Here is a 24,863-nt window from a genome sequence, read left to right on the forward strand (position 1 = left end):
CCGTTGTGTCGTCGGGCCTAGGGGGTCAGCGGATGCGGAACTCCAGCCGCAGGGTGCGGGCCGGGCTGGCCGTCGTCGTGGCGGCGGTGCTGGGGGCCGCCGGCTGTGACGCGGCGGGCGGGGCGCACGGCTCGTCCGGTGTGCCGGACGGGACGCGCCCGTCGGCGAGTCCGACGCCGTCGTGGAATCCGCACCCGGAGTCGATCGTGGCCGTCGGGGACTCCATCACCCGTGGTTTCGACGCCTGCTCGGTGCTGTCGGACTGCCCGGAGGTGTCATGGGCGACCGGCACCAGCACGGCTGTGGACTCCTTGGCGGTACGGCTGCTGGGGCGGGCGCGGGCGGCGACGCACAGCTGGAACTACGCGGTGACGGGCGCCCGGATGGCCGACCTGCCCGGCCAGATGCGGCAGGCCGCGGCGCGCGACCCGCAGCTGGTGACGGTGATGGCGGGCGCCAACGACGCCTGCCGCCGGTCGGTGACGCAGATGACGGCGGTGGCGGATTTCAAGGCGCAGTTCGAGGAGGCGATGCGCACGCTGCGCGCGGGCGCGCCGAAGGCGCAGGTGTATGTGGCGAGCGTGCCGAATCTGAAGCGGCTGTGGTCGCAAGGGCGGACGAGCGCGCTGGGCAAGCAGATCTGGAAGCTGGGCATCTGCCCGTCGATGCTGGCCGACGCGGACGCGCTGGACGCGGCGGCGAACAGGCGCCGGGAGACGGTGCAGGAGCGGGTGGAGGCGTACAACAAGGTGCTGGAGGAGGTGTGCGCGAAGGACCGGTACTGCCGTTTCGACGGCGGCGCGGTCCATGCCTACCAGTTCGGCACGGACCAGTTGAGCCACTGGGACTGGTTCCATCCGAGCACGGACGGGCAGGCGCGGCTGGCCGAGATCGCCTACCGCACCGTCACGGCGGAGCACCCCGTGGCCTAGGGTTCGCATCATGAGCGAACTTTTCGGCACACTTTCCGATCGCACCCCGGTCCACCGGTGGACGCTGGAGCGCGCGGGCGTGCGCGTGCGGGTGCTGTCGTACGGCGGGATCGTGCAGTCGGTCGAGGTCCCGGACCGGGAGGGCGCCACGGGCGATGTGGTGCTGGGTTTCCCGGACCTGGCGGGTTATCTCGCGCACCCGGGGCCGTTCCTCGGCGCGCTGGTGGGGCGGTACGCCAACCGGATCGGGGGCGCCCGCTTCACGCTGGACGGGCGGACGTACGAGCTCGCCGCGATCGACGGGCCGAACTCGCTGCACGGCGGCCCGCGCGGTTTCGACAAGCGTGTGTGGAACGTCGAGCCGGTCGAGCACGGCCTGCGTCTGACGCGGGTCTCCCGCGACGGAGAGGAGGGCTTCCCGGGCCGCCTGGAGGTCTCCGCGACGTACACCCTGGACGAGTCCGGGGCGCTGCATCTGGCGTACGAGGCGGTCACGGACGCGCCGACCGTCGTGAACCTCACCAACCACAGCTATTTCAATCTGTCGGGCGGCGGGCACGCGGGCGGGCACGAGCTGCGGCTGGCGGCATCCCGCTACACGCCGGTCGACGAGGTGCTGATCCCGCGGGGCGAACCGGCGGACGTCACGGGCACCCGCTTCGACTTCCGCACGCCCCGCAAGACGGGCTCCGGCTACGACCACAACTTCGTGCTGGACAAGGGCGTCACCGACCGTCCGGAGCACGTGGCGGAGCTGTACGACCCGGCGTCCGGGCGGGTGTTGACGGTGGCGACGACCGAGCCTGGCCTTCAGCTGTACACGGGCGACCATCTGGGTGAGCCGTTCGTGCCCAACGAGGGGGTGGCGCTGGAGACCCAGCACTTCCCGGACTCCCCCAACCGGCCGGACTTCCCGTCGACGGTGCTCCGGCCGGGCGAGGTGTACCGCTCGGAGACGGTGTACGGCTTCTCGGTGCGGTGACGTCCCACCGACCCGTCGGCGGCGCCCGCGGGCGGGGCGGGCCGCCCGTGGGCCGGGGCGGATGCCGGAGTATGCCGGGGGGCGGGATGCCCGAGTGTGCGGGGGCGGATGCCCGAGTGCGCGGGGCGGATGCCCGAGTGCGCGGGGCGGATGTCTGAGTGTGCGGGGCGGATGCCCGAGCGTGCCGCGGCGGATGCCCGAGTGTGCGGGGCGGATGCCCGAGTGTGCGGGCGGCGGGGCCGTCAGCTCTGTTCGCCGCGCATGCGCTTGACGGCGCGGCCCAGCAGGGTCATGGCGCCCAGGCAGACGGCGGTGACGGCACCGCCGACGACGAGGGCGGTCGGGTCGGCGCCTTTGACGCCGTTGATGAGCATGGTGGCGCCGAGGACCATGAGGACCGAGTACAGGCTGCGCCCGACCTTGGCCCCGGCGGGGACGACCCGCAGCAGCTGCGGGATCGTGCTCGCGGCGGCCAGTCCCATGCCGAGCGGGATCGCGGCGCCGAGCATGAGGGCGCCGAAGCCGAACGAGTTGCCGTACGCGCCCCAGCCGGCGCCCTTCACCAGCAGCCAGCCGACGGCGCCGAGGTTGAGCAGCGCGAGGACGCCGTTGACGTAGGCGGCGAGGGTGGCGGCGCGGCGGGCTCCGGGCAGATGGGCGGCCGGGGAGCGCCAGGCGTCCGGGGTGATGCCCCGCAACCGCTCGCGCAGGGCACGCATCCGGACCATGGCGACGGCGCCGACAGCGGCGAGGACGAGCCCGATCGCGGCGGCGGCGAATCCGGCGGGCTTCTCGGTGATGCCGTGGTGCAGACCGCCGAAGGTGAGCGGGACGCCGAGGACGAGCCCGATCGCGAACGTCTTCGACTTCTTCTGGATCTCGATGACCAGCTCACGCTGCCCGGCGTCGAGCGTGGGGTCGATCCGCATCTCCCCCTCGCCGAGGCTCATGCGCGGGGCCTGGGGCTGCTGCGGCTGCGGCGGGTAGGGCTGCTGGGGCGGGTAGGGCTGCGGCGGGTACGGCTGAAGGCCCTGCGGCGGCCCGTACGGGTTCGGCTGCGGCTGTTGGGGACACGGCCCGGGCTGCCCCTGATGGGGCGCGGGCTGTCACACCCGCCGCGGCCGTCACGAGCCCCGGCCAGGGGTCAGGTCCCGGGCCGGGGCGCTCACGTCGAGGCGATGTGCCCGGTTCAGACGTTAACCGCTGCGGTGAGTGCGCGGTCCGTGAGAGAGTGGCCCACCTGGATCTCGTACGAACCCTTCACAAAACGCCACGCTCCGCGTGACTCGTCCCATACCTCGAAGGCGCGCCGGGGCAGTTCGACGACGGCGTCGGCCGTTTCGCCGGGGGCGGCGTCGACGCCTGCGAAGCCGGCCAGCCAGCGGGCGGGGCGTTCCGGTGCGCCGGGGTCGGCGGAGGTGGGGGCCAGGTACACCTGGACGGTCTCGTGGCCGGGGCGGGGGCCGGTGTTGCGGACGCGGACCTTCACCGTCGTACCGTCCGTCTCGACGGATTCGTACGCCCAGTCGGTGTAGCCGAGGCCGTGGCCGAAGGGGTAGGCGGGGGTGCGGCCGGCGCGTTCCCAGGCGCGGTAGCCGATGAAGACACCTTCGCTGTAGGTGAGTCGGCCGTCGGTGGGGACGACCTGGGTGACGGGGGCGTCGGCGAGGCTGCCCCAGGTGGTGGGGAGCCGGCCGCCCGGTTCATGGGTGCCGGTGAGGACGTCGGCGAGGGCGGCGCCGCCTTCCTGGCCGGGGAACCAGGTGAGGAGGATCGCGGCGACCCTTTCGCGCCAGGGCAGTTCGACGGGTGAGCCGGCGTTGACGACGACGACCGTGTCGGGGTTGACGGCGGCGACGGCTTCGACGAGGGCGTCCTGGTGGCCGGGCAGGCGCAGGTCCTCGCGGTCGAAGCCCTCGGACTCGACGCGTTCGGTGGTGGCGACCACGACGACGGCGGTGTCGGCGGCGCGGGCGGCCTCGACGGCCTCGGCGATCAGTTCGTCGGGGTCGCGCTGCGGCTCCTGGTGGGCGAGCGCGAACAGGACGGAGCGGATCGGGCGGGCGGGGACGGGGTCGACGGCATGACGCAGGGAGACCTGGACGGGTGTGCCGGCGGTGAGGTCGACGTGGGCGTGGGCCACCGGGGTGCCGAAGGCGGCCTCGAAGGGGTCGCTGCTGTCGGCGGGCGGCTGGTGGCCGTCGAAGTGGGTGGTGCCGTCGACGGTGAGGGTGAAGGTGCCGATGCCGCGGATGCCGAAGGTGTGCGTGCCGGTGGTGCGGGGGGTGAAGGTGCCGGTGAGTTCGACGGTGTGGAGGCGGTCGTGGGTGACGCCGTCGGGCAGGTCGTCGCCGACCCACTGGACGAGGCCGGTGGCGGCGGGGGCGGTGCCGAGGACGGTGCCGTCGGCGGCGCGGCACACGGCGGTGAGGTCCAGGCCCTGTTCGGCGATGGAGAGTTCGGTGGCGGGGTCGGCGCCGACCGTGTAGGTGAGGGTGCCGTCGGGGAGCGCGGCGGTGAGGCCGTCGAGCGGGGAGACGACGTGGTCGGGGAAGACGGTGGCCGAGCCGCCGCCGAGGACGCGGGCGTCGCGGGCGGCGGCGCCGATGAGGGCGACGGTGCGGCCGGGTCGCAGGGGCAGGGCGGCGTTCTCGTTGCGGAGGAGGACGAAGGAGCGGCGGGCGATCTCACGGGCGAGGGCCGTACCGTCGACGGGCGCGGGCGGTTCGGTGACGGCGGGTTCGGCGCCGTCGAGCGCTCCGACGCGGGCGGCGAGCCGCAGGACGCGGCGTACGGCGTCGTCGACGAGGGCCTCGTCGACCTCGCCGGAGCGGACGGCTCGGGCGAGGTGCTCGCCGTACACGGTGTCGGGGCCGGGCATGGCGATGTCGAGGCCGCCGTGGAGGGCGCGGACGGTGTCGCGGGCGGCGGTCCAGTCGGAGACGTTGACGCCGTCGAAGCCCCACTCGCCGCGCAGGATCTCGCCGACGAGGCGGCGGTGTTCGGTCATGGTGGTGCCGTTGACCTGGTTGTACGCGGTCATGATGCCCCAGGGGCGGGCTCCGGCGACGATCGCCTCGAACGGCGCCAGATACAGCTCGCGCAGGGCGCGTTCGCCGACCCTGTTGTCGACGGTGAAGCGGTCGGTCTCGGCGTCGTTGGCGACGAAGTGCTTGACGGTGGTGGCGACGCCGCCGGACTGGACGCCCCGCACATATCCGGTGCCGATACGGCCGGTGAGGCAGGGGTCCTCGCTGTACGCCTCGAAGTGCCGTCCGCCGAGCGGGGAGCGGTGCAGGTTGACCGTGGGGGCGAGCAGCACGTGGACGCCCTTGCGGCGGGCCTCCTGGGCGAGCAGCACTCCGGCGCGGTGGGCGAGGCCGGGGTCCCAGGTGGCGGCGAGCGCGGTCGGGGAGGGCAGGGCGACGGCCGGGTCGTCGGCGCTCCAGCGCACGCCGCGCACACCGATCGGGCCGTCCGACATGACGAGGGACCTCAGGCCGATCTCGGGCAGCGCGGGCAGCGTCCACAGGTCCTGACCGGCCAGCAGCCGGGTCTTGGCGTCGAGATCGAGTGCGGCGAGGGCGGCGGAGACGACGGCTTCCCTGGCGGCGTCGGGCGTGGCGTCGGGTGCGGCGGTGCCGGCGGGCGTGCTCGACGGGCTGGGCGGGGTTCCCGGCATGGGGGTGCCTCCATGGTGACGTCCGTGCGGTGGCCCTCATGGTGCACCCGCTACCTGTAGCACGGTAGGTTTCGTTATCTTGCTGTTATATGACGAGATGAGGGATGCCGTACGGTGGCGCCATGAACGCACGGGTCAGGAGCGCCGAGCGGCGCGCGGAGATAGTCCGGGCGGCGCTGGAGGTGATCGCCGAGCGCGGCTACCGGGGCGCGAGCCTCGCGGCGGTCGCGGAACGGGTCGGCCTGACCCAACAGGGCCTGCTGCACCACTTCCCGACGAAGGAGGCGCTGCTGGTCGCGGTCCTCCAGGAGCGGGACCAGTGGGACGCGGTGCCCGACAGCCGGTGGCGGCTCGACCTGCTCGCCTCACTGGTGGACTACAACGCGATGCGCCCCGGCATCATCCAGACCTTCTCGGCCCTCCTCGGCGAGAGCGTCACCGAGGGCCACCCGGCCCGCGACTACTTCACCGAGCGGTACGGGCGGGTCCGGGAGAGCATGGCGGGCGTCCTGCGTGCCGAGTACGGCGACACCCTCCCGAACGGCCTCACCCCGGAGCGGGTGGCGCCCCTGCTGGTGGCGGTGATGGACGGTCTGCAATACCAGTGGCTGCTCGACCCGGCGTCGGTGGACATGCCGGGGGCGTTCCGGGACTTCCTGCGGCTGCTGGGCGAGGACACCCCCTGAGCCTCACTGCCCCCAGCGCACGGCGAGGCTCTTGCTGACGGCGCACAGCAGCGCGAGGGCGATCGCCCAGCCGACGGCCCCGGCCGCGAGCAGCGCCGCCACCCCCGCCCCGAACCACAGCGCCTCGAAGCCGACGCGGCGGGCACCGTGCGTGCGGTACGGCGCCTTGGGCGAGCCGAACAGGCCCCACAGCACGACCAGGACAGCCGGAGCGGCGAGGCCGAGGAGCCAGGCGAGCGGCGTCGGCACGTCCAGGGTGATGCCCCAGTAGGCGGCGGCCCCTACGGCGCCCAGCTCGATCAGGAAGAGGGCGGCCAGATTCGCTGCCTTGGCTGTTTTCATGCCGGGCAGTATCGCGCGGCAGGCGGCAGGGTCCGTCACGGGGGCCTCGACCGCCCCGTGGCCGACATCGCACCATGGCGGCCCCCGTCGCCGCCCGCGACACTGCGCGCGTCCGGCACCACGCGCCGCCCCACACGCGACGGAAGGACCCCGACCGCCGTGAGAATCGACCGACTTCGCCTCGGTGTGCTCGGCCTGGCCCTGCTGTGCGCTCTCACCACCGCCCCGGCGGCGGCATCGGCGGTCGCCGCCTCACCGCCCCCTCCCTCCGCGGAGGAGCAGCGGCTGGACGGTGTGGTACCGCAGGAGATCCTGCGCATGTCCGGGTTCGACGACGCGGCACCGGAGTTCGCCCGCGACGGGCTCGGCATCATCGCCCAGGTGCGGGAGATCCTGCGGGTGGCTGCGGCCGGGGCGTAGGTACGCCGGTGTCGTTGGCGTCGTAGCGGTCGCCCTCGTGGTCGTCGTCGCCGTCCCGCGTCTCCTCGCCGAGCAGTTCGCGGGAGAGCAGGGTGGCGCCGGCGACCGCGCCGGGCATCAGGAAGACGGCGGCGAGCGGTACGAGGAAGGCGAGGCCGAGCGGGGTGCCGAAGCCCCAGACCAGCATCTTGCGGGAGCGGAGCAGGGCGAGACGTTCCCGCAGCTGGACGCCGCGGCGCTGGAGGGCGACGGCGGTGAGTTCCTCGGTGAGGAAGAACCCGGTGACGAAGAAGCCGATCACCGGGACGACGGTCTGTCCGGCGAAGGGCACGAAACCGAGCGCGAACAGCAGCACACCCCAGATGCCGGCGCGCACCACGATCCGCAGGCTGTCCCGCGCGGAGATCCACAGCTCGCGCCAGAACGACAGCCCGGACTGCGGCGCGGTGCCGTCCGGGGACACGTCCCGGTCGACCTCCTGCGACAGGGTGTCGTAGAACGGACCGCCGATGAGCAGGGTCACGGCGGTGAAGGTGACGACGGCGAGGAGCAGACCGAGCGCGAACAGCACGACGGTGAGGAAGCCGCGGAACAGGCCCTGCCAGGGGCTGCCCCAGTCGTCGGCGAACGGCGTCGCCCAGGCCACGGCGTCCCCGCCCCACACGGCGAGCGCGACGAGCGCCGCGAGGTACAGCACCAGCGTGATCAGCCCGGGCAACAGCCCGAACCCGAACTGCCGGCCGTGCCGGGCCACCCACCGCTGTCCTTCCAGAAGATGACGGAAACCCGCCCCGAGATCACGCATGGCGGAGACTCTATCGGGGGCCCGGCGGCCGTTCGAACGGTCGCCCGGCTCTCAGCGTCCCGTGTCGTCCGGGGCTCCCCCGGCCCCCGCGTCGGCCGCTCCTCCGGCCTCCGTGCCCAGCATGCGGCGGAGGAGGTCGCGGAGGTTGAGGCGTTCGTCCTCGGTGAGGGCGGCGAGGGGTTCGCGGGCGAAGCCGAGGTTGTCGCGGAGGGCTCGGGCGATGCGGCGGCCCTCGTCGGTGGCGACGGCGACCTTGACGCGGCGGTCGGCGGGGTCGGGGCGGCGTTCGACCAGGCCTCGGGCTTCCAGGCGGTCGACTATGCCGGTGACGTTGGACGGCTCGCACTTGAGCTTGTGGGCGAGCTTGCGCATCGGCAGCGGTTCCAGGGTGAGCAGGCCGAGGAGCTTGGCCTGGGCGCCGGTCAGCGCGTGCTCGGCGGCGGCTTCCTCGTACTCCTCGTGGTAGCGGGCCACGACCGAGCCGATGAGGTCCACGACCTCCAGGGTCAGGGCGTCGGGGCGGCGGGTCGGGTGCGAGGTGGCCATGGGTCCAGAATACCCCGTTACTTGACAAGCTGAAATTTTCAGGCGCATGGTTGTTTCAGTTAATGAAGTAAATCGGAAAGGCCTCTGGCATGATCAACCGCGAATGGCATCTGCTCTCCCGCCCGGTCGGCTGGCCCCAGCCGGAGAACTTCGCCCTGGTGGAGACCGAGGTGCCCACGCCCGGCGAGGGGCAGATCCTGGTCCGCAACACCTTCCTGTCCGTCGACCCGTACATGCGCGGCAGGATGTCGAGCGCCAAGTCCTACGTCGCCCCGTTCGAGCTGGGCAAGGTCATGCAGGGCGGCGCGGTCGGCGAGGTGGTCGAGTCCCGCGCCGAGGGCATCGCACCCGGCGATCATGTGCTGCACTTCCTCGGCTGGCGCGAGTACGCGGTCGTGGACGCGAAGACCGCCGTGAAGGTGGACGCGCAGGCCGCACCGCTCTCCGCCTACCTCGGCGTCCTCGGCATGACGGGGCTCACGGCGTACGCGGGTCTGCTGCGTACCGCGTCCTTCAAGGAGGGCGACGCCGTCTTCGTCTCCGGTGCGGCCGGTGCCGTCGGCAGCCAGGTGGGGCAGATCGCACGACTCAAGGGCGCCTCGCGGGTGATCGGCTCGGCGGGCTCCGACGAGAAGGTCGAGCTGCTGGTGAAGGAGTACGGCTTCGACGCCGCGTTCAACTACAAGAACGGTCCGGTGAGCGAGCAGCTGCGGGCCGCCGCCCCGGACGGCATCGACGTGTACTTCGACAATGTCGGCGGCGACCACCTGGAGGCCGCGATCGGCTCGCTGAACCGGGACGGCCGGATCGCCGTCTGCGGCATGATCTCCGTCTACAACAACACTGAGCCCGCCCCCGGCCCGCGCAACCTGGCCCGGCTGATCCAGACCCGCGGCCGTATCGAGGGCTTCCTCGTCGGCGACCACTACGATCTCCAGCCGCAGTTCGTCCAGGAGGTCGCCCCGTGGGTCGCCTCGGGCGAGCTGAAGTACCGGGAGACCGTCGTCAAGGGCATCGGCAACACCCTGGAGGCGTTCCTCGGCGTGCTGCGCGGCGACAACATCGGGAAGATGGTCGTCCGGCTCTGACACCCGCCGAGCGGTGCGGTCAGAGTGCGAGCGGGCCCCTGCGGGGGCCCTTTCGCTCTCCTCTGGGCCCCCGCCGGCCGCTCAGCCCCCTTCCCGCGCCTTCCGGTATGCGGTAACTTCTTTCCGAAATCCGCCGGGCGATCGTGGGCGCGGGTCGCGGCGGACCGAGGAGGAAGAGATCCGCATGCCGATCCAGCAGTCCGACGTCCTGTACACCGCCGTGGCCACCGCGGAGAACGGCCGCGACGGCCGCGTCTCCACGAACGACGGCCGGCTCGACGTCGTCGTGAACCCGCCCGTCGAGATGGGCGGCAGCGGCGCCGGCACCAACCCGGAGCAGTTGTTCGCCGCCGGTTACGCCGCCTGCTTCCAGGGCGCGCTCGGCGTCGTCGCCCGCCAGGAGGGCGCCGACGTCTCCGGCTCCACCGTGACCGCCGAGGTCGGCATCGGCAGGAACGACGAGGGCTTCGGGCTCATCGTGAAGATCTCCGCCGACATCCCCGGCGTGGACGCGGAGACCGCCGCCACGCTGGTGAAGAAGGCCCACGAGGTGTGCCCGTACTCCAAGGCGACCCGCGGGAACATCTCCGTGACCTTGGTCTGACGCCAAGAGCCGCGGCCGGACGCCGCCCGTACGCCCCCTACCCGCGCACCGCGGCCCGGTGCACCGCCTTGACCAGCGCGTTGTTCTCCGGTGCGGCGCCGCCGGGAAAGGCCAGACGGCGCCGCGTGTAGCCGTAGGCGAGGCCGCAGCGCGGGTCGGCGAAGGCCTGGGAGCCGCCGGCGCCGCTGTGGCCGACCGTGCCGGCGCCGAGGAACGGGTACCAGGTGTCGGCGGTCGCCTGGAAGCCCAGCCCGAAGCTCTTGTGCACACGGCTCACCAGGTCGTACCCGGTGGAGTGGATCTGCCCGAACTCGGCCAGCGTGTCCGGCTTCAGCAGCGGCGGCCGGCCGTCCACCTCGCTGATCATCGCCGCGTACATCCCGGCCAGCCCGCGCGCCGAGGCCACCCCGCCCGCCGAGGCGGGCCCCTTGGCGCGTACGGCGCGGGAGTTGGCGTAGTCCTCCGGTACCCCCGGGTCGGGCACCTGCGTGTTGAAGGCGATCGCTGCCAGGGTGTGCGGCCCGTCGGGGCGGGCGTCCAGCGCGGCCTGCTGCGGCGGTGTCGGCAGCATCGGCTGCACGGACCGGAAGCGCGGCTCCTCGGACTCCGGCAGGCCCAGCCAGAAGTCCAGGCCGTACGGCGCCCGCACCCGGTCCTCGTAGATCTCCTGAAGCGTACGGCCGGTGGCGCGGCGCACCACCTCGCCGGTCAGCGCGCCGATCACCAGGGCGTGGTAACCGAACGCGGTGCCGGGGCGCCAGAACGGCTTCTGGTCGGCGAGGCGTTCCGCCATCAGCCGGTCGTCGGCGAGTTCCTCACGGGTGAACCCGTCGTCCACGCCGACCAGCCCCGCCCGGTGCGCGAGCAGGTCCCGCAGGGTCAGGCCGTCCTTGCCCTCGGCACCGAACTCCGGCCACCAGTACGTGACCTCGCGGTCCAGTTCCAGCGTGCCGTCCTGCACCAGCAGCGCGACGACGAGGTGGGCGGCGCCCTTGGTGGAGGAGAACACGCCGTACAGGGAGCCGGCGTCGGCGCCCGCCCACAGGTCGACGACCTTGCGGCCGTGCACGTAGGCGCACAACTGGCCCTCGTAGTCGGGGCGTTCCCCGGCGACGAACGCGGCGAACTCCTCCCGCGCCTCCTCGAACCCGTCCGCGACGGTGCCGTGGATCTCCTGCGTCATCCGCTCTCCTCACCGAGTGCGCTCTGCGCGCCTGCCGTGACCCCTTCCCGCATTCTGGGGTCTCGGTGATCGATACGGCGAGAAGCACCGGGGGACTCGACACGCCGTGCGGGCCCGCTCGGGGGCCGTGAGGGCGGCTCAGGTGCACCACCACAGGAACCGGTTGCAGGTCTCCGCCGGCTCCGGCTCGTCAGAGGGCTCCGCGGTCGTCGGCTCGCTCGTCGGGGTCGGCGTCGGGTCCGGGTCGGAGCCGCCGCCGGAGGGCGCGGAGGTGGCGGTCGGCGCGGGCTGCTGCGCCGGCGGGGGCGCCGCCGAGGACGTCGTACCCCCCGGTGACGGGGACGCCGAGCCGGACGGGGACGCCGAGGCCGACGGCGACGCGGAGGCGGAGGCGGAGGCCTTCGCCGAGGCCGACGGGCGGGCGCCGGTGCCGGCGGTGTCCTCCAGCGGGCGGGGCGACTGCCCGGCGTCGGGGCCGGCCGCCGGCGATGTGGCGCCGTCGGTGGTGTCGTCGTCGGCCGCCGCGGGTTCCGGCGAGGAGAAACCGGGGGCGTCGATGCCCAGCTCGGCGAGGCTCAACCCGCCCGCCGCCAGCACGAAACCGGCGGCCACCAGGACCGCGCGGCGTCGGCGTCTGCGGTGGGCCGCAGCCTTGCGGTCGCGCCGGCCGACCGCCTCCTCGGTGTCGTCGGTGTCGTCGGTGCGCCCCTCCTCGTCCGTGTCCCGCGGAGCCTCGGGGACGCGGCGCCCTCTGCCGCCACGGCGGCGCGCGGCAGCCCTGCCCTCCCACGGGCCGTCGGCCGGCACCCCGGCGTCCTCCGCGGCGGCGTCGGCCTCGCCCGCGCCGGGGTCCTGGTCGTACCCCGCGTACGGTGCGGAGGCGTACGGGTCGTAGGCGTCGTAGGGGTCGTACGGACCCGGGTCGGCGTACGCCGTCTCCGTGCCGTACCGGCCCCGGGCGCCCGGCCCGCCCTCGCCGCCGTGCGCGCCGTATCCGTCGTACCCGCCGAAGGAGCCGTGCGCGCCCTGCGCCGCGTACCCGGCGTGCCCGCCCTGCGCCCCCTGGGCGGCGTACGCGCTCTCGGCGCCGTGGCCGCCGTCGTACCCCTGCGGTCCGGTCGCGCGGAGCTGTTCGGCGGGAATGCCGCAACCCGGGCAGGCCAGGGCTCCGTTGAGGTGACGGTGGCAGGAGTGGCAGAAGTCCATGACGCGGGAAGACTAAGTTCCGCCTCGGCGACCTGCCTAGAGACCGCTGTGAAAGTTGTGTGGGAGAGCGCGTGTCGGGCTGCGCCAAGCCGGGCCATCGGCACCCATCCCGGCCGCACCGGCGCGAAAGCGGCGTACGAAGGACGGTCGTCGAAAACTGCCGAAAGCAACCCGTGCGGCACCCATTGACACGTCCCGCGCCCCGTCCTTACTGTCACGCCAGCATTTCGAACGTGTGACGAAATTTCGAACACAGCCGACGTTCACGAGGGGTCGAACAGCGTGCGCATCACCGGAATCAGCACACACGTGGTCGGGACGCCCTGGCGGAACCTGACCTACGTGCTGGTGCACACCGACGAGGGGATCTCGGGAGTCGGCGAGACCCGGATGCTCGGTCACACCGACGCTCTGCTCGGCTATCTGAAGGAAGCCGAGGTCAACCACATTCTCGGCAGCGACCCGTTCGCTGTCGAGGATCTGGTGCGCCGGATGAAGTACGGGGACTACGGGCGGGCCGGCGAGATCGTGATGTCCGGTGTCGCCGTCGTCGAGATGGCCTGCTGGGACATCAAGGGCAAGGCGCTCGGCGTGCCGGTGTGGCAGCTGCTCGGCGGCAAGGTCACCGACAGGGTGAAGGCGTACGCCAACGGCTGGTACACCACCGAGCGGACCCCGGAGGCGTACCACAAGGCGGCCCGCGCGGTCATGGAGCGCGGCTACCGCGCGCTGAAGATCGACCCCTTCGGCACCGGCCATTTCGAGCTGGACCAGCAGCAGACCCTGTACGCGGTCTCCCTCATCGAGGCCGTACGGGACGCGATCGGCCCCGACGCCGAGCTGATGCTGGAGATGCACGGCCGCTTCTCCCCCGCCACCGCCGTACGGCTCGCGAAGGAGCTGGCGCCGTTCCGGCCCGCCTGGCTGGAGGAGCCGGTGCCGCCGGAGAACCTGAAGGCACTCGAGAAGGTGGCCGCCAAGGTGGACGTCCCGGTCGCCACGGGCGAGCGCATCCACGACCGGATCGAGTTCCGCGAGCTGTTCGAGAGCCAGGCCGCGGACATCCTCCAGCCGGACGTCGGCCACATCGGCGGCATCTGGGAGACCCGCAAGCTCGCCGCGACCGCCGAGACCCACTACATGCTCGTCGCCCCGCACAACGTGGGCGGCCCGGTGCTCACCGCCGCCAGCCTCCAGGTCGGGTTCACCTCCCCCAACTTCAAGGTGCTCGAGCATTTCAACGACTTCGCGGACGCCGAGATCAAGAAGGTCGTGAAGGGCGCCCCGCAGGTGGACCCGGAGGACGGCTGCTTCCATCTGTCCGACGCGCCCGGCCTCGGTGTCGAGCTGGACGTGGACGCCGCCGCCGAGTTCCCGCAGCAGCGCGCCCACTTCGATCTGTGGGCCGAGGGCTGGGAGAAGCGCAAGCCGAAGGAGGGCGGCGCATGAGCACGGCCGTCGTCGTCGACAAGCCGGGCGAGCACCGGCTCGTCCCGCACATCCCGCGCCCGCCCGAGGCCGGTGAGGCCCTGGTGCGGGTGCACGCCGCCGGGATCTGCGGCAGCGACCGCGAGGTCTACCAGGGCAACCGGCCGGAAGGGTACGTCCGTTACCCGCTCACGCCCGGCCATGAGTGGTCCGGCACCGTGGCGGCCGTCGGCGCGGGCGTGCCCGGCTCGCTCGTCGGGCGGAAGGTCGTCGGGGAGGGGTTCCGCAACTGCCAGGTCTGCGACCGCTGCCACGCCGGTGACACCACCCTGTGCACCGCCGGGTACGAGGAGACCGGCTTCACCCAGCCGGGCGCCATGGCCCCGACGCTGACCCTGCCGGCCCGGCTGCTGCACGTCCTGCCCGACCACGCCGACCTGACGGCGGCGGCGCTGCTGGAACCGGCGGCGTGCATCGCCGCCGCCGCGCTCAAGGCGAACGCCCGGCCCGGTGAGCGGGTCGCGGTCGTCGGCACCGGCACCCTCGGCATGTTCGCCGTGCAGTTCCTGCGCGCGGCCTCGCCCGGCGAGCTGCTGGTGGTCGGCACACGACGGGACCGCGAGGAGCTGGCCCTGCGGTTCGGGGCGACCTCCTTCCGCACCAAGGACGAGGAACCGGACGGCGGTTACGACGTCGTCGTCGAGACCGCCGGGTCCGCCGACGCCGCCCGCACGGCCGCGGCCCTGCTGCGCCGGGGCGGCCGGCTGGTGCTGACCGGCATCCCGGCGCCGGGCGCGGACGGACTCGACCCGACGGATCTCGTCGTACGGCAGCTGGAGGTGCACACCGTCTTCGGGGCGCCGCCCGACGCGTGGGCGCACACCTGCCGGGTCTTCGCCGCCGGGCTGCTGGACCCCCGTCCGCTCGTCACGCACGAGCTGCCGCTCACCGAGTTCGCCCGCGCCATCGACCTGGTGGGCTCCGGCGACCCGAAGGTGGGCAAGGTGCTGCTGCACCCCTGACCGGCCTCGCACGGCGGCTCCGTGCGACCTCGTACGGCGTCCCGTGCGATCCGCCGGTACGGCGGCCCGGACGCCGGACCCGTGCAGGACGCCGCACCGCACCGTCCGCGCCGCACCTGACCTCCGCACGCCCCACGACACGAACCACGTCCGATATATCGAACACCAGGGGTCCCGGCCTCTCGGCCGCCCGGGTCTCTCCTCCCGTCGGACCGTCAGCCCCGGCCCCCAGGACTCTAAGGACAGCTTGTGACCGACCCCTCCGCCCCGGCACCCCGACGACCCGGCGAGCAGGCACTCGCCGCGCTCGGTCTCGACGCTCCTCCGCCGGACCCCGCCGACGCCTCGCCGCACACCTTCCCGGGCGGCGGGCGCTGGCGCACCGAGATCCCCTCCTGCGAGGGCCCGGAGGCGCTCGCGGTGGTGCTGAAGGAATCCGCCCGGCTCGATGTGCCGATCCACCGGATCAGCCAGGGCAGCGGCGTGTGGATGCTCACCGACGCCGAGATCACCGAGATGGTCGAGGCCACCGCCGAACGCGACATCGAACTGTGTCTGTTCACCGGGCCGCGCGGCACCTGGGACATCGGCGGCTCGGTGCGCACCGACTCGCGGGGGGCCGGACTGCGCGCCCGTGGTCATGACGCCGTCGCCGGGTGCGTCGAGGACGCCGTGCGCGCGACCGAGCTGGGTGTGAAGTGCCTGCTCGTCGCCGACGAGGGCGTGCTGTGGACGCTGCACCGGGCACGCGCCGAGGGCGTCCTGCCCGCCGACACCACCCTGAAGGTGTCCGCACTGATCGGGCCGGTCAACCCGGCGAGCTACGCGGTGTACGAGCGGCTCGGCGCGGACTCGATCAATGTGCCGAGCGATCTGACCCTGGACCACCTCACGGAGATCCGCCGGGTGTCGGCCGCCCCGATGGACATGTACATCGAGGCGCCGGACGACCTCGGCGGCTATGTGCGGATGTACGAGGTGGCCGAGCTGATCCGGCGCGGGGCGCCGCTGTATCTGAAGTTCGGCCTGTCGAAGGCCCCCGGCATCTACCCGTACGGCCACCACCTGCGGGAGCTGACCCTGGCCACCGCGAAGGAGCGGGTGCGGCGGGGCCGGCTGGCGCTGGACCTGCTGGCCCGGCACGGCGCCGACGGCGACATGGCGCCGCCCGGGACACGGCTGCCGGGCACCCTGCGCCGCTTCGAAACACGTTCATAAAGTTTCCGACACACCTCTTCACAGAAGCCGACGCAGTCCAACAGAATCCCACACACCTGCTCGGCCGAGTTCACCCCGCAGCGTCACCCGCACCGCCCGATCGAGCCGTGCGCCTACATCGAGGATGATGATCATGCGCAATCGCAGAGCTGCTCTCGCCGCCATAGCCGGAGCCGTCTCCCTCGCTCTCTCCCTGACCGCGTGCGGCCAGGACAGCGAGGGCGGAAGCAAGGAGGACAAGGGGTCCGCCAAGGGCGGCACCATCGGCATCGCGATGCCGACGAAATCCTCCGAACGCTGGATCGCCGACGGCAACAACGTCAAGAAGGACCTGGAGTCCAAGGGCTACAAGACCAAGCTGGTGTACGGGGAGGACGACCCCGACCAGCAGGTCTCCCAGATCGAGAACCTGATCACCCAGGGCGTCAAGGCGCTCATCGTCGCCGCCATCGACAACAAGTCCCTCAACAACGTCCTCCAGCAGGCCAAGGACGCGGGCATCCCGGTCATCGCGTACGACCGGCTGATCCTCGGCACGCCCGACGTGGACTACTACGCGTCCTTCGACAACGAGAAGGTCGGCCGGCTCCAGGCCACGTACATCGTCGACAAGCTCGGCCTGGAGAGCGGCAAGGGCCCGTTCAACATCGAGCTGTTCGCCGGCTCCAACGACGACAACAACACCAAGTACTTCTTCAACGGCGCGATGAGCGTGCTGAAGCCGTACATCGACAGCAAGAAGCTCGTCGTGCGCTCCGGCCAGACCGAGCTGACCCAGGTCACCACGCTGCGCTGGGACGGTGCCACCGCCCAGCGGCGCATGGACGACATCCTCACCAAGTCGTACAAGAGCGCCCGCGTCGACGCGGTCCTCTCCCCGTACGACGGCATCTCCATCGGTGTGCTGTCCGCGCTGAAGTCCGACGGCTACGGCTCCGGCGACAAGCCGCTGCCCGTGCTGACCGGGCAGGACGCGGAGCTGGCCTCCGTGAAGTCGATCATCGCCGGGGAGCAGACCCAGACCGTCTACAAGGACACCCGCGAACTCGCCAAGGTCGCCTCGAACATGGTGGACGCCGTCCTCAACGGCAAGAAGCCCGAGGTGAACGACACCAAGACGTACGACAACGGCTCCAAGGTCGTCCCGTCCTACCTGCTTCAGCCGGTCAGCGTCGACAAGACCAACTACGAGAAGGTCCTGGTCGAGGGCGGCTACTACACCGCGGACCAGCTCAAGTAACCGGGCATCCCTCACGGATTGGAAGGCACGACCATGGCGGGACCCGTCCTGGAAATGCGCTCGATCGTCAAGACCTTTCCCGGTGTCAAGGCGCTGTCGGACGTCACCCTGACCGTCCGTCAGGGCGAGGTCCACGCCATCTGCGGGGAGAACGGCGCCGGCAAGTCCACCCTGATGAAGGTGCTGTCCGGCGTCCATCCGCACGGCAGCTACGAGGGCGAGATCCTCTTCGACGGAGAGGTCTGCCGGTTCAAGGACATCCGCGCGAGCGAGGAACGCGGCATCGTGATCATCCATCAGGAGCTGGCCCTCGTGCCGTTCCTGTCGATCGCGGAGAACATCTTCCTCGGCAACGAACACGCCCGGCGCGGCTTCATCGACTGGAACGACACCCTGCGGCACGCCACCGAACTGCTGCGCCGCGTCGGTCTCGACGAGCACCCCGAGACCCGCGTCGCCGACATCGGTGTCGGCAAACAGCAGCTCGTGGAGATCGCCAAGGCGCTGTCGAAGAAGGTGAGGCTGCTCATCCTCGACGAGCCGACCGCGGCGCTCAACGACGAGGACAGCGGCAAACTCCTCGATCTGATCCTTCAGTTGAAGGACCAGGGCATCACCTCGATCATCATCTCCCACAAACTCAACGAGATCCGCAGGGTCGCCGACTCCGTCACGATCATCCGCGACGGCCGGTCCATCGAGACCCTCGATGTGAAGGCGCCGGAGACCACCGAGGACCGCATCATCAGCGGCATGGTCGGCCGGGACCTCGACAACCGCTTCCCCGACCGCACCCCGCACCACGCGGAGGACGGCGCCGCCCCGGCGCTGGAGATCCGCAACTGGACCGTCCTCCACCCCATCGACCAGCAGCGCAAGGTCGTCGACGATGTGTCGATCGAGGTGCGCCGCGGGGAGATCGTCGGCATCGCCGGGCTGATGGGCGCCGGCCGCACCGAACTCGCGATGAGCGTCTTCGGCCGCACCTACGGCCGGTACGCGGGCGGCACGGTCCTCAAGGACGGCAAGGAGATCCGCACCCGTACCGTCGCCGAGGCGGTCGGGCACGGCATCGCGTACGTCACCGAGGACCGCAAGCACTACGGCCTCAACCTCATCGACACCATCAACCGGAACATCTCCCTGACCGCGCTGTCCAAGGTCGCGCGCCGCGGGATCGTCGACGAGCACGAGGAACGGCAGGTCGCCGAGGAGTTCCGCACCTCCATGAACATCAAGGCGCCGACCGTCTTCGAACCGGTCGGCAAGCTGTCCGGCGGCAACCAGCAGAAGGTCGTCCTCAGCAAGTGGATCTTCGCCGGGCCGGATGTGCTGATCCTCGACGAACCCACGCGCGGCATCGATGTCGGCGCCAAGTACGAGATCTACACGGTCATCGACCGGCTCGCCGCCGAGGGCAAGGCGGTCGTCTTCATCTCCTCCGAACTGCCCGAGCTGCTCGGCATGTGCGACCGGATCTACACCATGGCCGCCGGGCGGCTCACCGGCGAGGTCCCGCGGGCCGAGGCCACGCAGGAAGTGCTGATGCGTCAGATGACCAAGGACAAAGAGGTAACGCGATGAGCACCGAAGTGACCAAGAGCCCGGCCGCCGCACCGCCGGGCGCCGGCGGCGGCGACACCGACGGCCGGGGCCTGCCGGCGCTGGTGATCGACGGGCTGCGCCGCAACATGCGCCAGTACGGCATGCTGCTCGCCCTCGGCCTGATCGTCGCCGTGTTCGCGGTGTGGACCGACGGAGATCTGCTGCTGCCGCGCAACGTCTCCAACCTGGTCCTGCAGAACAGCTATGTGCTGATCCTCGCGATCGGCATGATGCTGGTGATCATCGCCGGGCACATCGATCTGTCCGTCGGCTCGGTCACCGCCTTTACCGGCGCGTTCGCGGCCGTGCTCACCGTGCAGCACGGGGTGCCCTGGCCGGTCGCGTTCGTGCTGTGCCTGCTGGCGGGCGCGGCGGCCGGCGCGGCGCAGGGCTTCTTCATCGCGTATCTCGGCATACCGTCGTTCATCGTCACCCTCGCCGGCATGCTGATCTTCCGCGGGTTCACGGAGATCCTGCTGGAGGGGCAGACCCTCGGCCCGTTCCCGAACGGGTTGCAGAAGATGGGCAACGGCTTCCTGCCGGAGGTCGGCCCGCACACCAACTACCACAACCTCACCCTGCTGCTGGGTCTCGCGCTGATCGTCTTCGCGGTCCTCCAGGAGGTCCGCGACCGCAGGCGGCAGCGGGAGTTCTCGCTGGACGTCGTGCCGCTCAACCTGTTCCTGCTCAAGCTGGTGTCGATCGTCGCCGCGATCCTCGTGGTCACGCTGCTCCTCGCCAGCTACAAGGGCGCCCCGATCGTCCTGCTGATCCTGGGCGCGCTGGTCGTCGGCTACGGCTACGTCATGCGCAACTCGGTGTTCGGACGGCACATCTACGCGATCGGCGGCAACCTGCCGGCGGCGAAGCTGTCCGGTGTGAAGGACAAGAAGGTCACCTTCTTCGTCTTCCTGAACATGGGCGCGCTCGCGGCCCTGGCGGGACTGGCGATCGCCGCCCGCCTGAACGCGGCCTCGCCGAAGGCCGGCCTGAACTACGAACTCGAGGCGATCGCCTCGTCGTTCATCGGCGGCGCGTCCATGAGCGGCGGTGTCGGCACCGTCCTCGGCGCGATCATCGGCGGCCTCGTCCTCGGTGTGCTGAACAACGGCATGAACCTCCTCAGCGTCGGCACCGACTGGCAGCAGGTCATCAAGGGCCTCGCCCTGCTGGCCGCGGTCGGGTTCGACGTGTGGAACAAGCGCAAGTCCGGTTCGTAAGTCAGCGCGGGCCCCGCACGGTGTGCGGGGCCCTCTCCCCTTCAGGAGCCGCACTCATGGAACTGAACAGACGCACCGTCCTCGCATCGGCAGCGGCGGCGGGCCTCGCCGCGACGGCGCTCGGCGGCACCGCCGAGGCCGCTCCCGCGTCGGGGAAGGGAAGGAAGCCCGTGAAGGAGCTGTTCGGCACGCTCGCCGACGGGACGAAGGTGCACCGCTGGTCGCTGGAGAACGGCGGCACCCGGCTGAAGGTGCTCTCGTACGGCGGCATCGTGCAGTCCCTGGAGATCCCCGACCGGCACGGCCGGTACGCCAACGTCTCCGCCGGCTTCGACAACCTGGACGACTATGTGGCGTCCAGCCCGTACTTCGGCGCGCTGATCGGCCGCTACGGCAACCGCATCGGCAAGGGCCGCTTCACCCTCGACGGCAGGACGTACCAGCTGTCCGTCAACGACGGCGACAACAGCCTGCACGGCGGGGCGAAGGGCTTCGACAAGCGGGTGTGGGACGTGGAGCCGTTCACGCACGGCAGCGACGTGGGGCTGCGCCTGCACCACGTCAGCGTGGACGGCGAGATGGGCTACCCGGGCACGCTGCGCGTCACGGTGACGTACACGCTGACCCGGCACGGCGACTGGATCATCGACTACGAGGCCACCACCGACAAGGCCACCGTCGTCAACCTGACCAGCCACGTCTACTGGAACCTCGGCGGTGAGGGCAGCGGCGGCATCGAGGACCACGAGCTGCGGATCGCGGCCTCCCGGTACACGCCCACCGACAGCGGCCTGATCCCGACGGGCGAGCTGGCGAAGGTCGCCGGGACACCGTTCGACTTCCGGCGTGCCAAGCCCGTCGGACGGGACATCCGCGCCGGGCATCCGCAGCAGATCCTCGCCCAGGGCTTCGACCACAACTGGGTGCTGGACAAGGGCATCACGGCCCGGCCCGAGCACGCGGCGACGCTGCGCGACCCGTCCTCCGGCCGCACCCTGAGCATCGCCACCAACGAGCCCGGCCTCCAGTTCTACTCGGGCAACTTCCTCGACGGCACCCTCACCGGCACGAGCGGCCGGGTCTACCGGCAGGGCGACGCGCTGTGCCTGGAGACGCAGCACTTCCCGGACTCGCCGAACCAGCCGTCGTTCCCGTCGACGGTGCTGCGGCCGGGGCAGGTGTACCGGACGCGGACCGTGCACTCCTTCGATGCCTGAGGGGTCCGCGGGACGGGTGTTCCCCTCCGTTTGAACATCCGCGCGCCGGCGCGCGTACACAGGGGTGGCCCGTGCTCCCCCGCACGGGCCACCCCACACACGGAGGTCGCCTTGGCCGGAAACGTCACCTCGCTCTTCCGCAGCACCGCGGCGCACAGCCCGTCGATGGCTTCGCTGACCAGGGAGAGCGGCGACGGTTCCGGCCCGGTCGACTTCTGCATCCCCTGCAACCCGTACTTCCCCACCCCGGCGATGTTCGACGAGATGGCGGCGCGGCTGCGGGAGATCGTCACGTACTACCCGAGCAGCGCCGAGACCATCACGGCCGAGCTGTGCGGTCTGCTGCACCTTCCGGCGCAGTGCGTGGCGATGGGCAACGGCTCCACGGAGCTGATCACCTGGATCGACCATCTGCTGGTCCGTGAGTCCCTCGCCGTGCCGGTGCCGACGTTCGGGCGGTGGACGGACCAGCCGATGGAGACCGGCAAGCGGGTGGACATGTTCCCGTTGCAGGAGGCCAACGGGTTCGCCCTCGACCTGGCGCAGTACGCCGAGTTCGTACGGGTGCGCGGCACCCGCACGGTGGTGATCTGCAACCCGAACAACCCCGACGGCGGCTATCAGCGCAAGCAGGCGGTCGTGCAGTTCATGGACGCGATGGCCGACCGGGACCTCGTCGTGATCGACGAGAGCTTCCTGGAGTTCGCGGACGCCGAGCAGGACACGTCGGTGGTGCAGGAGGCGATGGTGCGGCCGAACGTGATCGTGCTGCGCAGCCTCGGAAAGAACTTCGGCCTGCACGGCATCCGCTTCGGCTATCTGGTGGCGAACCCGGCACTGGCCCGGCGGGTGCGCTCCATGCTGCCGAAGTGGAACCTCAACTCCTTCGCCGAGCATGTGGTGTTCATGTTGAAGGAGCACGGCGCGGAGTACGCGCAGAGTCTGACGCAGGTGCGCCGGGACCGTCTGGAGATGGCGAGCCGGCTGTCGGAGCTGCCCGGCCTGACCGTCTATCCCTCGCAGGGGAACTTCCTCTTCGTGCGTCTGCCCGTGGGCGCCGAGGGCACCGTGGTGCGGGACCGGCTGCTCACCGAGCACCGGATCCTGGTCCGCGAGTGCGGCAACAAGATCGGTTCGTCCAGTCGCTTCCTGCGTCTCGTGGTACGCCCCCAGGTGGACGTGCGTCGCCTGGTGTCCGGCCTGGAACAGGTGCTCTACGGGACGTCCAGGAGGGGAGCCGCCGTACCCGAGCCGGGCAACGGGACCAGCTACAGCTCGGGTACGGCGGCGGTGGACCGGCTGGTGAGCGCGACGAACGGGGCGGGGATCGCGGCGGTGACGGCGGGGGCGCCGCAGCCGCAGCCGCTGCCGCAGGTGGCGCCGGGCTCCGCGCCCGCGGCACCGGCGGCAGCCGCCAGGCCCGCGCCCGCACCCGCACCCGCACCCGCACCCGCACCCGCACCGGCCCCTGCCCCCGCACCGGCTCCCGCTCCGGCGCCGGTGCCGGTGCCGAGCCCCGCTCCGGCGCCGATGCCGCAGCCGGTGCCCGCCGCGGCGGGGCTGACACCGCCGGGGCTGACACCGCCGGGGCTGACACCGCCGGGGGTCCCGGCGCGCGGAGGGCTCACGGCCGCGCAGGTGCGGGGCACCAATGGGCTGACCCCGGCCCCGGCGACGGGCTGGCCGAGCCCGGGCATGTGGCCGAATGCGGCCGGTATGGAGCAGGCGGGATAGCGAGGGCCCGCCTTCCGGTTCCGGGGAGCGCTGAGGGAAGGGTCCGGGACCGGCACGGTGGTGTGTGCGGGGCGGTCCGCCGGCCCGCCCCGCACACGCGGCGCCGTCTCAGTGGGCGACGGGTCAGCCGCTGCTCCAGTTCAGCAGGTTGATGCCCAGCTCGGGTGTGCCGTGGTCGTTGCCGTCGCAGCAGTGGTGGACGATCAGGTTTCCGTCGACGTCCTTCGTGATCGGCTGGCCGCCGGGGCCGATGCAGCGGCCGTCGTCGCTGGAGGAGGTGGAGGTGCAGACGACGCCGCAGTCGGTCCAGGTGCCGGGCAGGCCGGCGGTGGACCCGGCGAGGCCGATGGCCGAGGTGTTCCGGCCGAATGCGGAGACGGCGCAGTGACGGGTCACGCGGAGATCAGGGAGCGCGATCTGACGGTCCGTCATGTCGGACAGAGGAGGCGGGGCAGGGACACGCCTCCGCCGCCGCCCCGGGCGGGCACGGCGGCGGATGCGGTGTACGTCAGCGCGCCGGGCAGGGCTGCCACGCCAGGTGGTAGACGGTGCTGATGTCGCCGTCCGTGGAGTCCATGGTCATGAAGCTGACCTTGTTCGGGGTGGACCCCGCGTTGACGCGCAGCTCGGTGTTGATGTTGAAGTTGCGCTGCACACCGCAGGGCGCCCATACGAGCTGGGCCCAGTCGGTCTCGTCCGTGGCCTGCCAGTTGTCGTTGTACGGCCCGGAGACGGGGTGGGCGCGGTACTCCGTCTGGGGCGAGCCCTGGAAGTAGTACGACGCCCGCTGCATGCCCGTGGCGCCCTTCTGGAGGGACGCGAAGCCCCGGTAGTCGGCGCTGGCGATGGCGTACGTGAAGCCGCCGGGCACGTGCACGACCAGCGACAGCTGGCAGTTCTTGCGGAACGCGGTGGGGTCGGAGTTGCCGCCCGCCTGGGCGAGGTAGTCGCTGTAGGTCACGGTGAAGGCCGTGTTGTCCTCGCTGACCGCCACCGCCGTCGTGCCCTGGGGACAGCCGGAGCCGTTCACTGTGGCGACCTTGATGACGATCTTGTCCGGGGGCGGGTCGGTGAAGGCCGGGGAGGACTGCGGCACGGCGGTGGCGGAGGTGAGCAGCGCGGCGAGCGCGCCGCCCACGAGAAGGCCGGCAGGCATGGTCGACCGTCCTTTCGGGTGGGGGGTGTCTGTGTCCGTTGGGACTGTGCGCGAGGTGTGCGCTTTCTGTGAAGGCCGCGCTCCGGCCATTCACTTGGCGCTGTTCACTCCCCCCGGCGGCGTCTCGCGGCGATGTCGGCGACGCTGACGCCCTCCAGGATGCGGCGCACGTTGGCGCGCAGCGCGATCCACAGCGGCAGCAGGGGCTCCGCGGTGCCCTGGTAGGTGAGGGCGGTGGGGCGTTCGCCGCGGACGGAGACGATGGGGCCGTCGACGGCGCGGATGACGTCGGCGACGGTGATCTCGGCCGCGGGGCGGGCGAGGCGGTAGCCGCCGCCACCGCCGCGGCGGCTGTCCACGATGCCGCCGCGGCGCAGATCGCCGAGGATCCCTTCGAGGAACTTGTGCGGGATGCCCTGGGCGGCGGCGACGGCCTCCGCCTTGACGGGGCCGTCGCCGTCCTGCCGTACGGCCAGCTCCAGGACCGCCCGTACCGCGTAGTCCGCCCGTGCCGAGATCCTCATGCGCCCATTGTGGAGGAGCCGGT

The 24,863-nt window shown here is 71.7% G+C and carries 24 protein-coding genes; 14 read left to right on the forward strand and 10 right to left on the reverse strand.

The window, feature by feature from the left end:
• Positions 1-32 precede the first annotated feature (32 nt).
• Both MTQ10_RS02340 and MTQ10_RS02345 read left to right on the forward strand, forming a co-directional pair.
• Positions 33-932: an SGNH/GDSL hydrolase family protein gene (locus MTQ10_RS02340; RefSeq protein ID WP_247461648.1), complete on the forward strand. Its 900-nt coding sequence runs from the start codon at positions 33-35 to the stop codon at positions 930-932.
• Between the two features lie 10 nt (positions 933-942).
• Positions 943-1,914: an aldose epimerase family protein gene (locus tag MTQ10_RS02345; protein ID WP_247461650.1), complete on the forward strand. Its 972-nt coding sequence runs from the start codon at positions 943-945 to the stop codon at positions 1,912-1,914.
• A gap of 242 nt (positions 1,915-2,156) precedes the next feature.
• On the opposite strand, the gene MTQ10_RS02350 is transcribed toward MTQ10_RS02345, so the two are convergent.
• Both MTQ10_RS02350 and MTQ10_RS02355 read right to left on the reverse strand, forming a co-directional pair.
• Positions 2,157-2,864, reverse strand: coding sequence for a hypothetical protein (locus MTQ10_RS02350; protein WP_247461651.1), 708 nt, complete (start codon positions 2,862-2,864; stop codon positions 2,157-2,159).
• A gap of 239 nt (positions 2,865-3,103) precedes the next feature.
• Positions 3,104-5,596 carry a beta-glucosidase gene (locus MTQ10_RS02355; RefSeq protein WP_247461653.1) on the reverse strand — a complete coding sequence of 831 codons (2,493 nt, stop codon included), beginning with the start codon at positions 5,594-5,596 and terminating at the stop codon, positions 3,104-3,106.
• A gap of 104 nt (positions 5,597-5,700) precedes the next feature.
• Between MTQ10_RS02355 and MTQ10_RS02360 the strand changes: the two genes are divergently transcribed.
• Positions 5,701-6,282 (forward strand): TetR/AcrR family transcriptional regulator, encoded by a 582-nt coding sequence (locus tag MTQ10_RS02360; RefSeq protein WP_247461656.1) that lies wholly within the window; start codon positions 5,701-5,703, stop codon positions 6,280-6,282.
• A 3-nt stretch (positions 6,283-6,285) separates the two neighbouring features.
• On the opposite strand, the gene MTQ10_RS02365 is transcribed toward MTQ10_RS02360, so the two are convergent.
• Positions 6,286-6,624 (reverse strand): YrdB family protein, encoded by a 339-nt coding sequence (locus tag MTQ10_RS02365; protein ID WP_247461658.1) that lies wholly within the window; start codon positions 6,622-6,624, stop codon positions 6,286-6,288.
• Positions 6,625-6,783: 159 nt separating this feature from the next.
• Between MTQ10_RS02365 and MTQ10_RS02370 the strand changes: the two genes are divergently transcribed.
• On the forward strand, positions 6,784-7,044 hold the full coding sequence (locus MTQ10_RS02370; protein WP_356758674.1) for a hypothetical protein: 261 nt from the start codon (positions 6,784-6,786) through the stop codon (positions 7,042-7,044).
• Here the strand turns inward: MTQ10_RS02370 and MTQ10_RS02375 are convergent.
• A complete protein-coding gene (locus MTQ10_RS02375) occupies positions 6,995-7,849 on the reverse strand; it encodes an EI24 domain-containing protein (protein ID WP_247461660.1) in 855 nt (284 codons plus the stop codon). The two genes, MTQ10_RS02370 and MTQ10_RS02375, sit on opposite strands and share 50 nt — an antisense overlap.
• A 51-nt stretch (positions 7,850-7,900) precedes the next feature.
• Positions 7,901-8,395 carry a MarR family winged helix-turn-helix transcriptional regulator gene (locus MTQ10_RS02380; protein ID WP_247461662.1) on the reverse strand — a complete coding sequence of 165 codons (495 nt, stop codon included), beginning with the start codon at positions 8,393-8,395 and terminating at the stop codon, positions 7,901-7,903.
• Between the two features lie 89 nt (positions 8,396-8,484).
• Here MTQ10_RS02380 and MTQ10_RS02385 point away from each other — a divergent pair, with 89 nt between their 5' ends.
• The gene (locus MTQ10_RS02385; protein ID WP_247461664.1) at positions 8,485-9,483 is read left to right on the forward strand and encodes an NADP-dependent oxidoreductase; all 999 of its coding nucleotides are present in this window, start codon (positions 8,485-8,487) and stop codon (positions 9,481-9,483) included.
• Between the two features lie 184 nt (positions 9,484-9,667).
• Positions 9,668-10,087 (forward strand): organic hydroperoxide resistance protein, encoded by a 420-nt coding sequence (locus MTQ10_RS02390; protein ID WP_247461665.1) that lies wholly within the window; start codon positions 9,668-9,670, stop codon positions 10,085-10,087.
• A gap of 37 nt (positions 10,088-10,124) precedes the next feature.
• Here the strand turns inward: MTQ10_RS02390 and MTQ10_RS02395 are convergent, their stop codons facing one another.
• On the reverse strand, positions 10,125-11,270 hold the full coding sequence (locus MTQ10_RS02395; protein WP_247461668.1) for a serine hydrolase domain-containing protein: 1,146 nt from the start codon (positions 11,268-11,270) through the stop codon (positions 10,125-10,127).
• A gap of 138 nt (positions 11,271-11,408) precedes the next feature.
• Positions 11,409-12,476, reverse strand: a complete 1,068-nt coding sequence (locus MTQ10_RS02400; protein ID WP_247461670.1) for an SCO2400 family protein — start codon at positions 12,474-12,476, stop codon at positions 11,409-11,411.
• Between the two features lie 282 nt (positions 12,477-12,758).
• Here MTQ10_RS02400 and MTQ10_RS02405 point away from each other — a divergent pair, with 282 nt between their 5' ends.
• The 8 genes from MTQ10_RS02405 (at position 12,759) to MTQ10_RS02440 (ending at position 23,160) form a co-directional block, all read left to right on the forward strand.
• Positions 12,759-13,925: a mandelate racemase/muconate lactonizing enzyme family protein gene (locus MTQ10_RS02405; RefSeq protein ID WP_247461672.1), complete on the forward strand. Its 1,167-nt coding sequence runs from the start codon at positions 12,759-12,761 to the stop codon at positions 13,923-13,925.
• Positions 13,922-14,926 (forward strand): zinc-dependent alcohol dehydrogenase, encoded by a 1,005-nt coding sequence (locus MTQ10_RS02410; protein ID WP_247461674.1) that lies wholly within the window; start codon positions 13,922-13,924, stop codon positions 14,924-14,926. The genes MTQ10_RS02405 and MTQ10_RS02410 overlap by 4 nt, the downstream gene beginning before the upstream one ends.
• Before the next feature lie 249 nt (positions 14,927-15,175).
• Positions 15,176-16,144 (forward strand): hypothetical protein, encoded by a 969-nt coding sequence (locus MTQ10_RS02415; RefSeq protein ID WP_247461676.1) that lies wholly within the window; start codon positions 15,176-15,178, stop codon positions 16,142-16,144.
• 133 nt (positions 16,145-16,277) lie between these two features.
• Complete coding sequence (gene chvE / locus MTQ10_RS02420) at positions 16,278-17,384, forward strand: multiple monosaccharide ABC transporter substrate-binding protein (RefSeq protein ID WP_247461678.1); 1,107 nt, start codon at positions 16,278-16,280, stop codon at positions 17,382-17,384.
• 33 nt (positions 17,385-17,417) lie between these two features.
• Positions 17,418-18,968 (forward strand): multiple monosaccharide ABC transporter ATP-binding protein, encoded by a 1,551-nt coding sequence (gene mmsA / locus MTQ10_RS02425; protein WP_247461680.1) that lies wholly within the window; start codon positions 17,418-17,420, stop codon positions 18,966-18,968.
• Positions 18,965-20,209 carry a multiple monosaccharide ABC transporter permease gene (gene mmsB / locus MTQ10_RS02430; protein ID WP_247461682.1) on the forward strand — a complete coding sequence of 415 codons (1,245 nt, stop codon included), beginning with the start codon at positions 18,965-18,967 and terminating at the stop codon, positions 20,207-20,209. The genes mmsA and mmsB overlap by 4 nt, the downstream gene beginning before the upstream one ends.
• Positions 20,210-20,265: 56 nt before the next feature.
• Complete coding sequence (locus MTQ10_RS02435) at positions 20,266-21,426, forward strand: aldose epimerase family protein (RefSeq protein ID WP_247461684.1); 1,161 nt, start codon at positions 20,266-20,268, stop codon at positions 21,424-21,426.
• 111 nt (positions 21,427-21,537) lie between these two features.
• Positions 21,538-23,160: a pyridoxal phosphate-dependent aminotransferase gene (locus tag MTQ10_RS02440; RefSeq protein ID WP_247461686.1), complete on the forward strand. Its 1,623-nt coding sequence runs from the start codon at positions 21,538-21,540 to the stop codon at positions 23,158-23,160.
• Positions 23,161-23,283: 123 nt separating this feature from the next.
• Here the strand turns inward: MTQ10_RS02440 and MTQ10_RS31225 are convergent, their stop codons facing one another.
• The 3 genes from MTQ10_RS31225 to MTQ10_RS02455 form a co-directional block, all read right to left on the reverse strand.
• Positions 23,284-23,592 carry a hypothetical protein gene (locus MTQ10_RS31225; RefSeq protein ID WP_441350992.1) on the reverse strand — a complete coding sequence of 103 codons (309 nt, stop codon included), beginning with the start codon at positions 23,590-23,592 and terminating at the stop codon, positions 23,284-23,286.
• Positions 23,593-23,668: 76 nt separating this feature from the next.
• Positions 23,669-24,316 (reverse strand): DUF4360 domain-containing protein, encoded by a 648-nt coding sequence (locus MTQ10_RS02450; protein ID WP_247461688.1) that lies wholly within the window; start codon positions 24,314-24,316, stop codon positions 23,669-23,671.
• Between the two features lie 104 nt (positions 24,317-24,420).
• Positions 24,421-24,840, reverse strand: coding sequence for an RrF2 family transcriptional regulator (locus MTQ10_RS02455; RefSeq protein WP_247461691.1), 420 nt, complete (start codon positions 24,838-24,840; stop codon positions 24,421-24,423).
• Positions 24,841-24,863: the final 23 nt, after the last annotated feature.

The organism is Streptomyces sp. XM83C, assembly GCF_023072675.1.
In the GTDB taxonomy this organism is placed as follows: Bacteria; Actinomycetota; Actinomycetes; order Streptomycetales; family Streptomycetaceae; genus Streptomyces; species Streptomyces thermocoprophilus.

Coding starts and splice junctions, on each gene's coding strand:
- MTQ10_RS02340 (WP_247461648.1), top strand. CDS start 33: ATGCGGAACTCCAGCCGCAGGGTGCGGGCCGGGCTGGCCGTCGTCGTG.
- MTQ10_RS02450 (WP_247461688.1), bottom strand. CDS start 24,316: ATGCCTGCCGGCCTTCTCGTGGGCGGCGCGCTCGCCGCGCTGCTCACC.
- MTQ10_RS02400 (WP_247461670.1), bottom strand. CDS start 12,476: ATGGACTTCTGCCACTCCTGCCACCGTCACCTCAACGGAGCCCTGGCC.
- MTQ10_RS31225 (WP_441350992.1), bottom strand. CDS start 23,592: ATGACGGACCGTCAGATCGCGCTCCCTGATCTCCGCGTGACCCGTCAC.
- mmsA (WP_247461680.1), top strand. CDS start 17,418: ATGGCGGGACCCGTCCTGGAAATGCGCTCGATCGTCAAGACCTTTCCC.
- MTQ10_RS02380 (WP_247461662.1), bottom strand. CDS start 8,395: ATGGCCACCTCGCACCCGACCCGCCGCCCCGACGCCCTGACCCTGGAG.
- MTQ10_RS02360 (WP_247461656.1), top strand. CDS start 5,701: ATGCCGTACGGTGGCGCCATGAACGCACGGGTCAGGAGCGCCGAGCGG.
- MTQ10_RS02350 (WP_247461651.1), bottom strand. CDS start 2,864: ATGAGCCTCGGCGAGGGGGAGATGCGGATCGACCCCACGCTCGACGCC.
- mmsB (WP_247461682.1), top strand. CDS start 18,965: ATGAGCACCGAAGTGACCAAGAGCCCGGCCGCCGCACCGCCGGGCGCC.
- MTQ10_RS02435 (WP_247461684.1), top strand. CDS start 20,266: ATGGAACTGAACAGACGCACCGTCCTCGCATCGGCAGCGGCGGCGGGC.
- MTQ10_RS02365 (WP_247461658.1), bottom strand. CDS start 6,624: ATGAAAACAGCCAAGGCAGCGAATCTGGCCGCCCTCTTCCTGATCGAG.
- MTQ10_RS02375 (WP_247461660.1), bottom strand. CDS start 7,849: ATGCGTGATCTCGGGGCGGGTTTCCGTCATCTTCTGGAAGGACAGCGG.
- chvE (WP_247461678.1), top strand. CDS start 16,278: ATGCGCAATCGCAGAGCTGCTCTCGCCGCCATAGCCGGAGCCGTCTCC.
- MTQ10_RS02390 (WP_247461665.1), top strand. CDS start 9,668: ATGCCGATCCAGCAGTCCGACGTCCTGTACACCGCCGTGGCCACCGCG.
- MTQ10_RS02395 (WP_247461668.1), bottom strand. CDS start 11,270: ATGACGCAGGAGATCCACGGCACCGTCGCGGACGGGTTCGAGGAGGCG.
- MTQ10_RS02410 (WP_247461674.1), top strand. CDS start 13,922: ATGAGCACGGCCGTCGTCGTCGACAAGCCGGGCGAGCACCGGCTCGTC.
- MTQ10_RS02385 (WP_247461664.1), top strand. CDS start 8,485: ATGATCAACCGCGAATGGCATCTGCTCTCCCGCCCGGTCGGCTGGCCC.
- MTQ10_RS02455 (WP_247461691.1), bottom strand. CDS start 24,840: ATGAGGATCTCGGCACGGGCGGACTACGCGGTACGGGCGGTCCTGGAG.
- MTQ10_RS02345 (WP_247461650.1), top strand. CDS start 943: ATGAGCGAACTTTTCGGCACACTTTCCGATCGCACCCCGGTCCACCGG.
- MTQ10_RS02355 (WP_247461653.1), bottom strand. CDS start 5,596: ATGCCGGGAACCCCGCCCAGCCCGTCGAGCACGCCCGCCGGCACCGCC.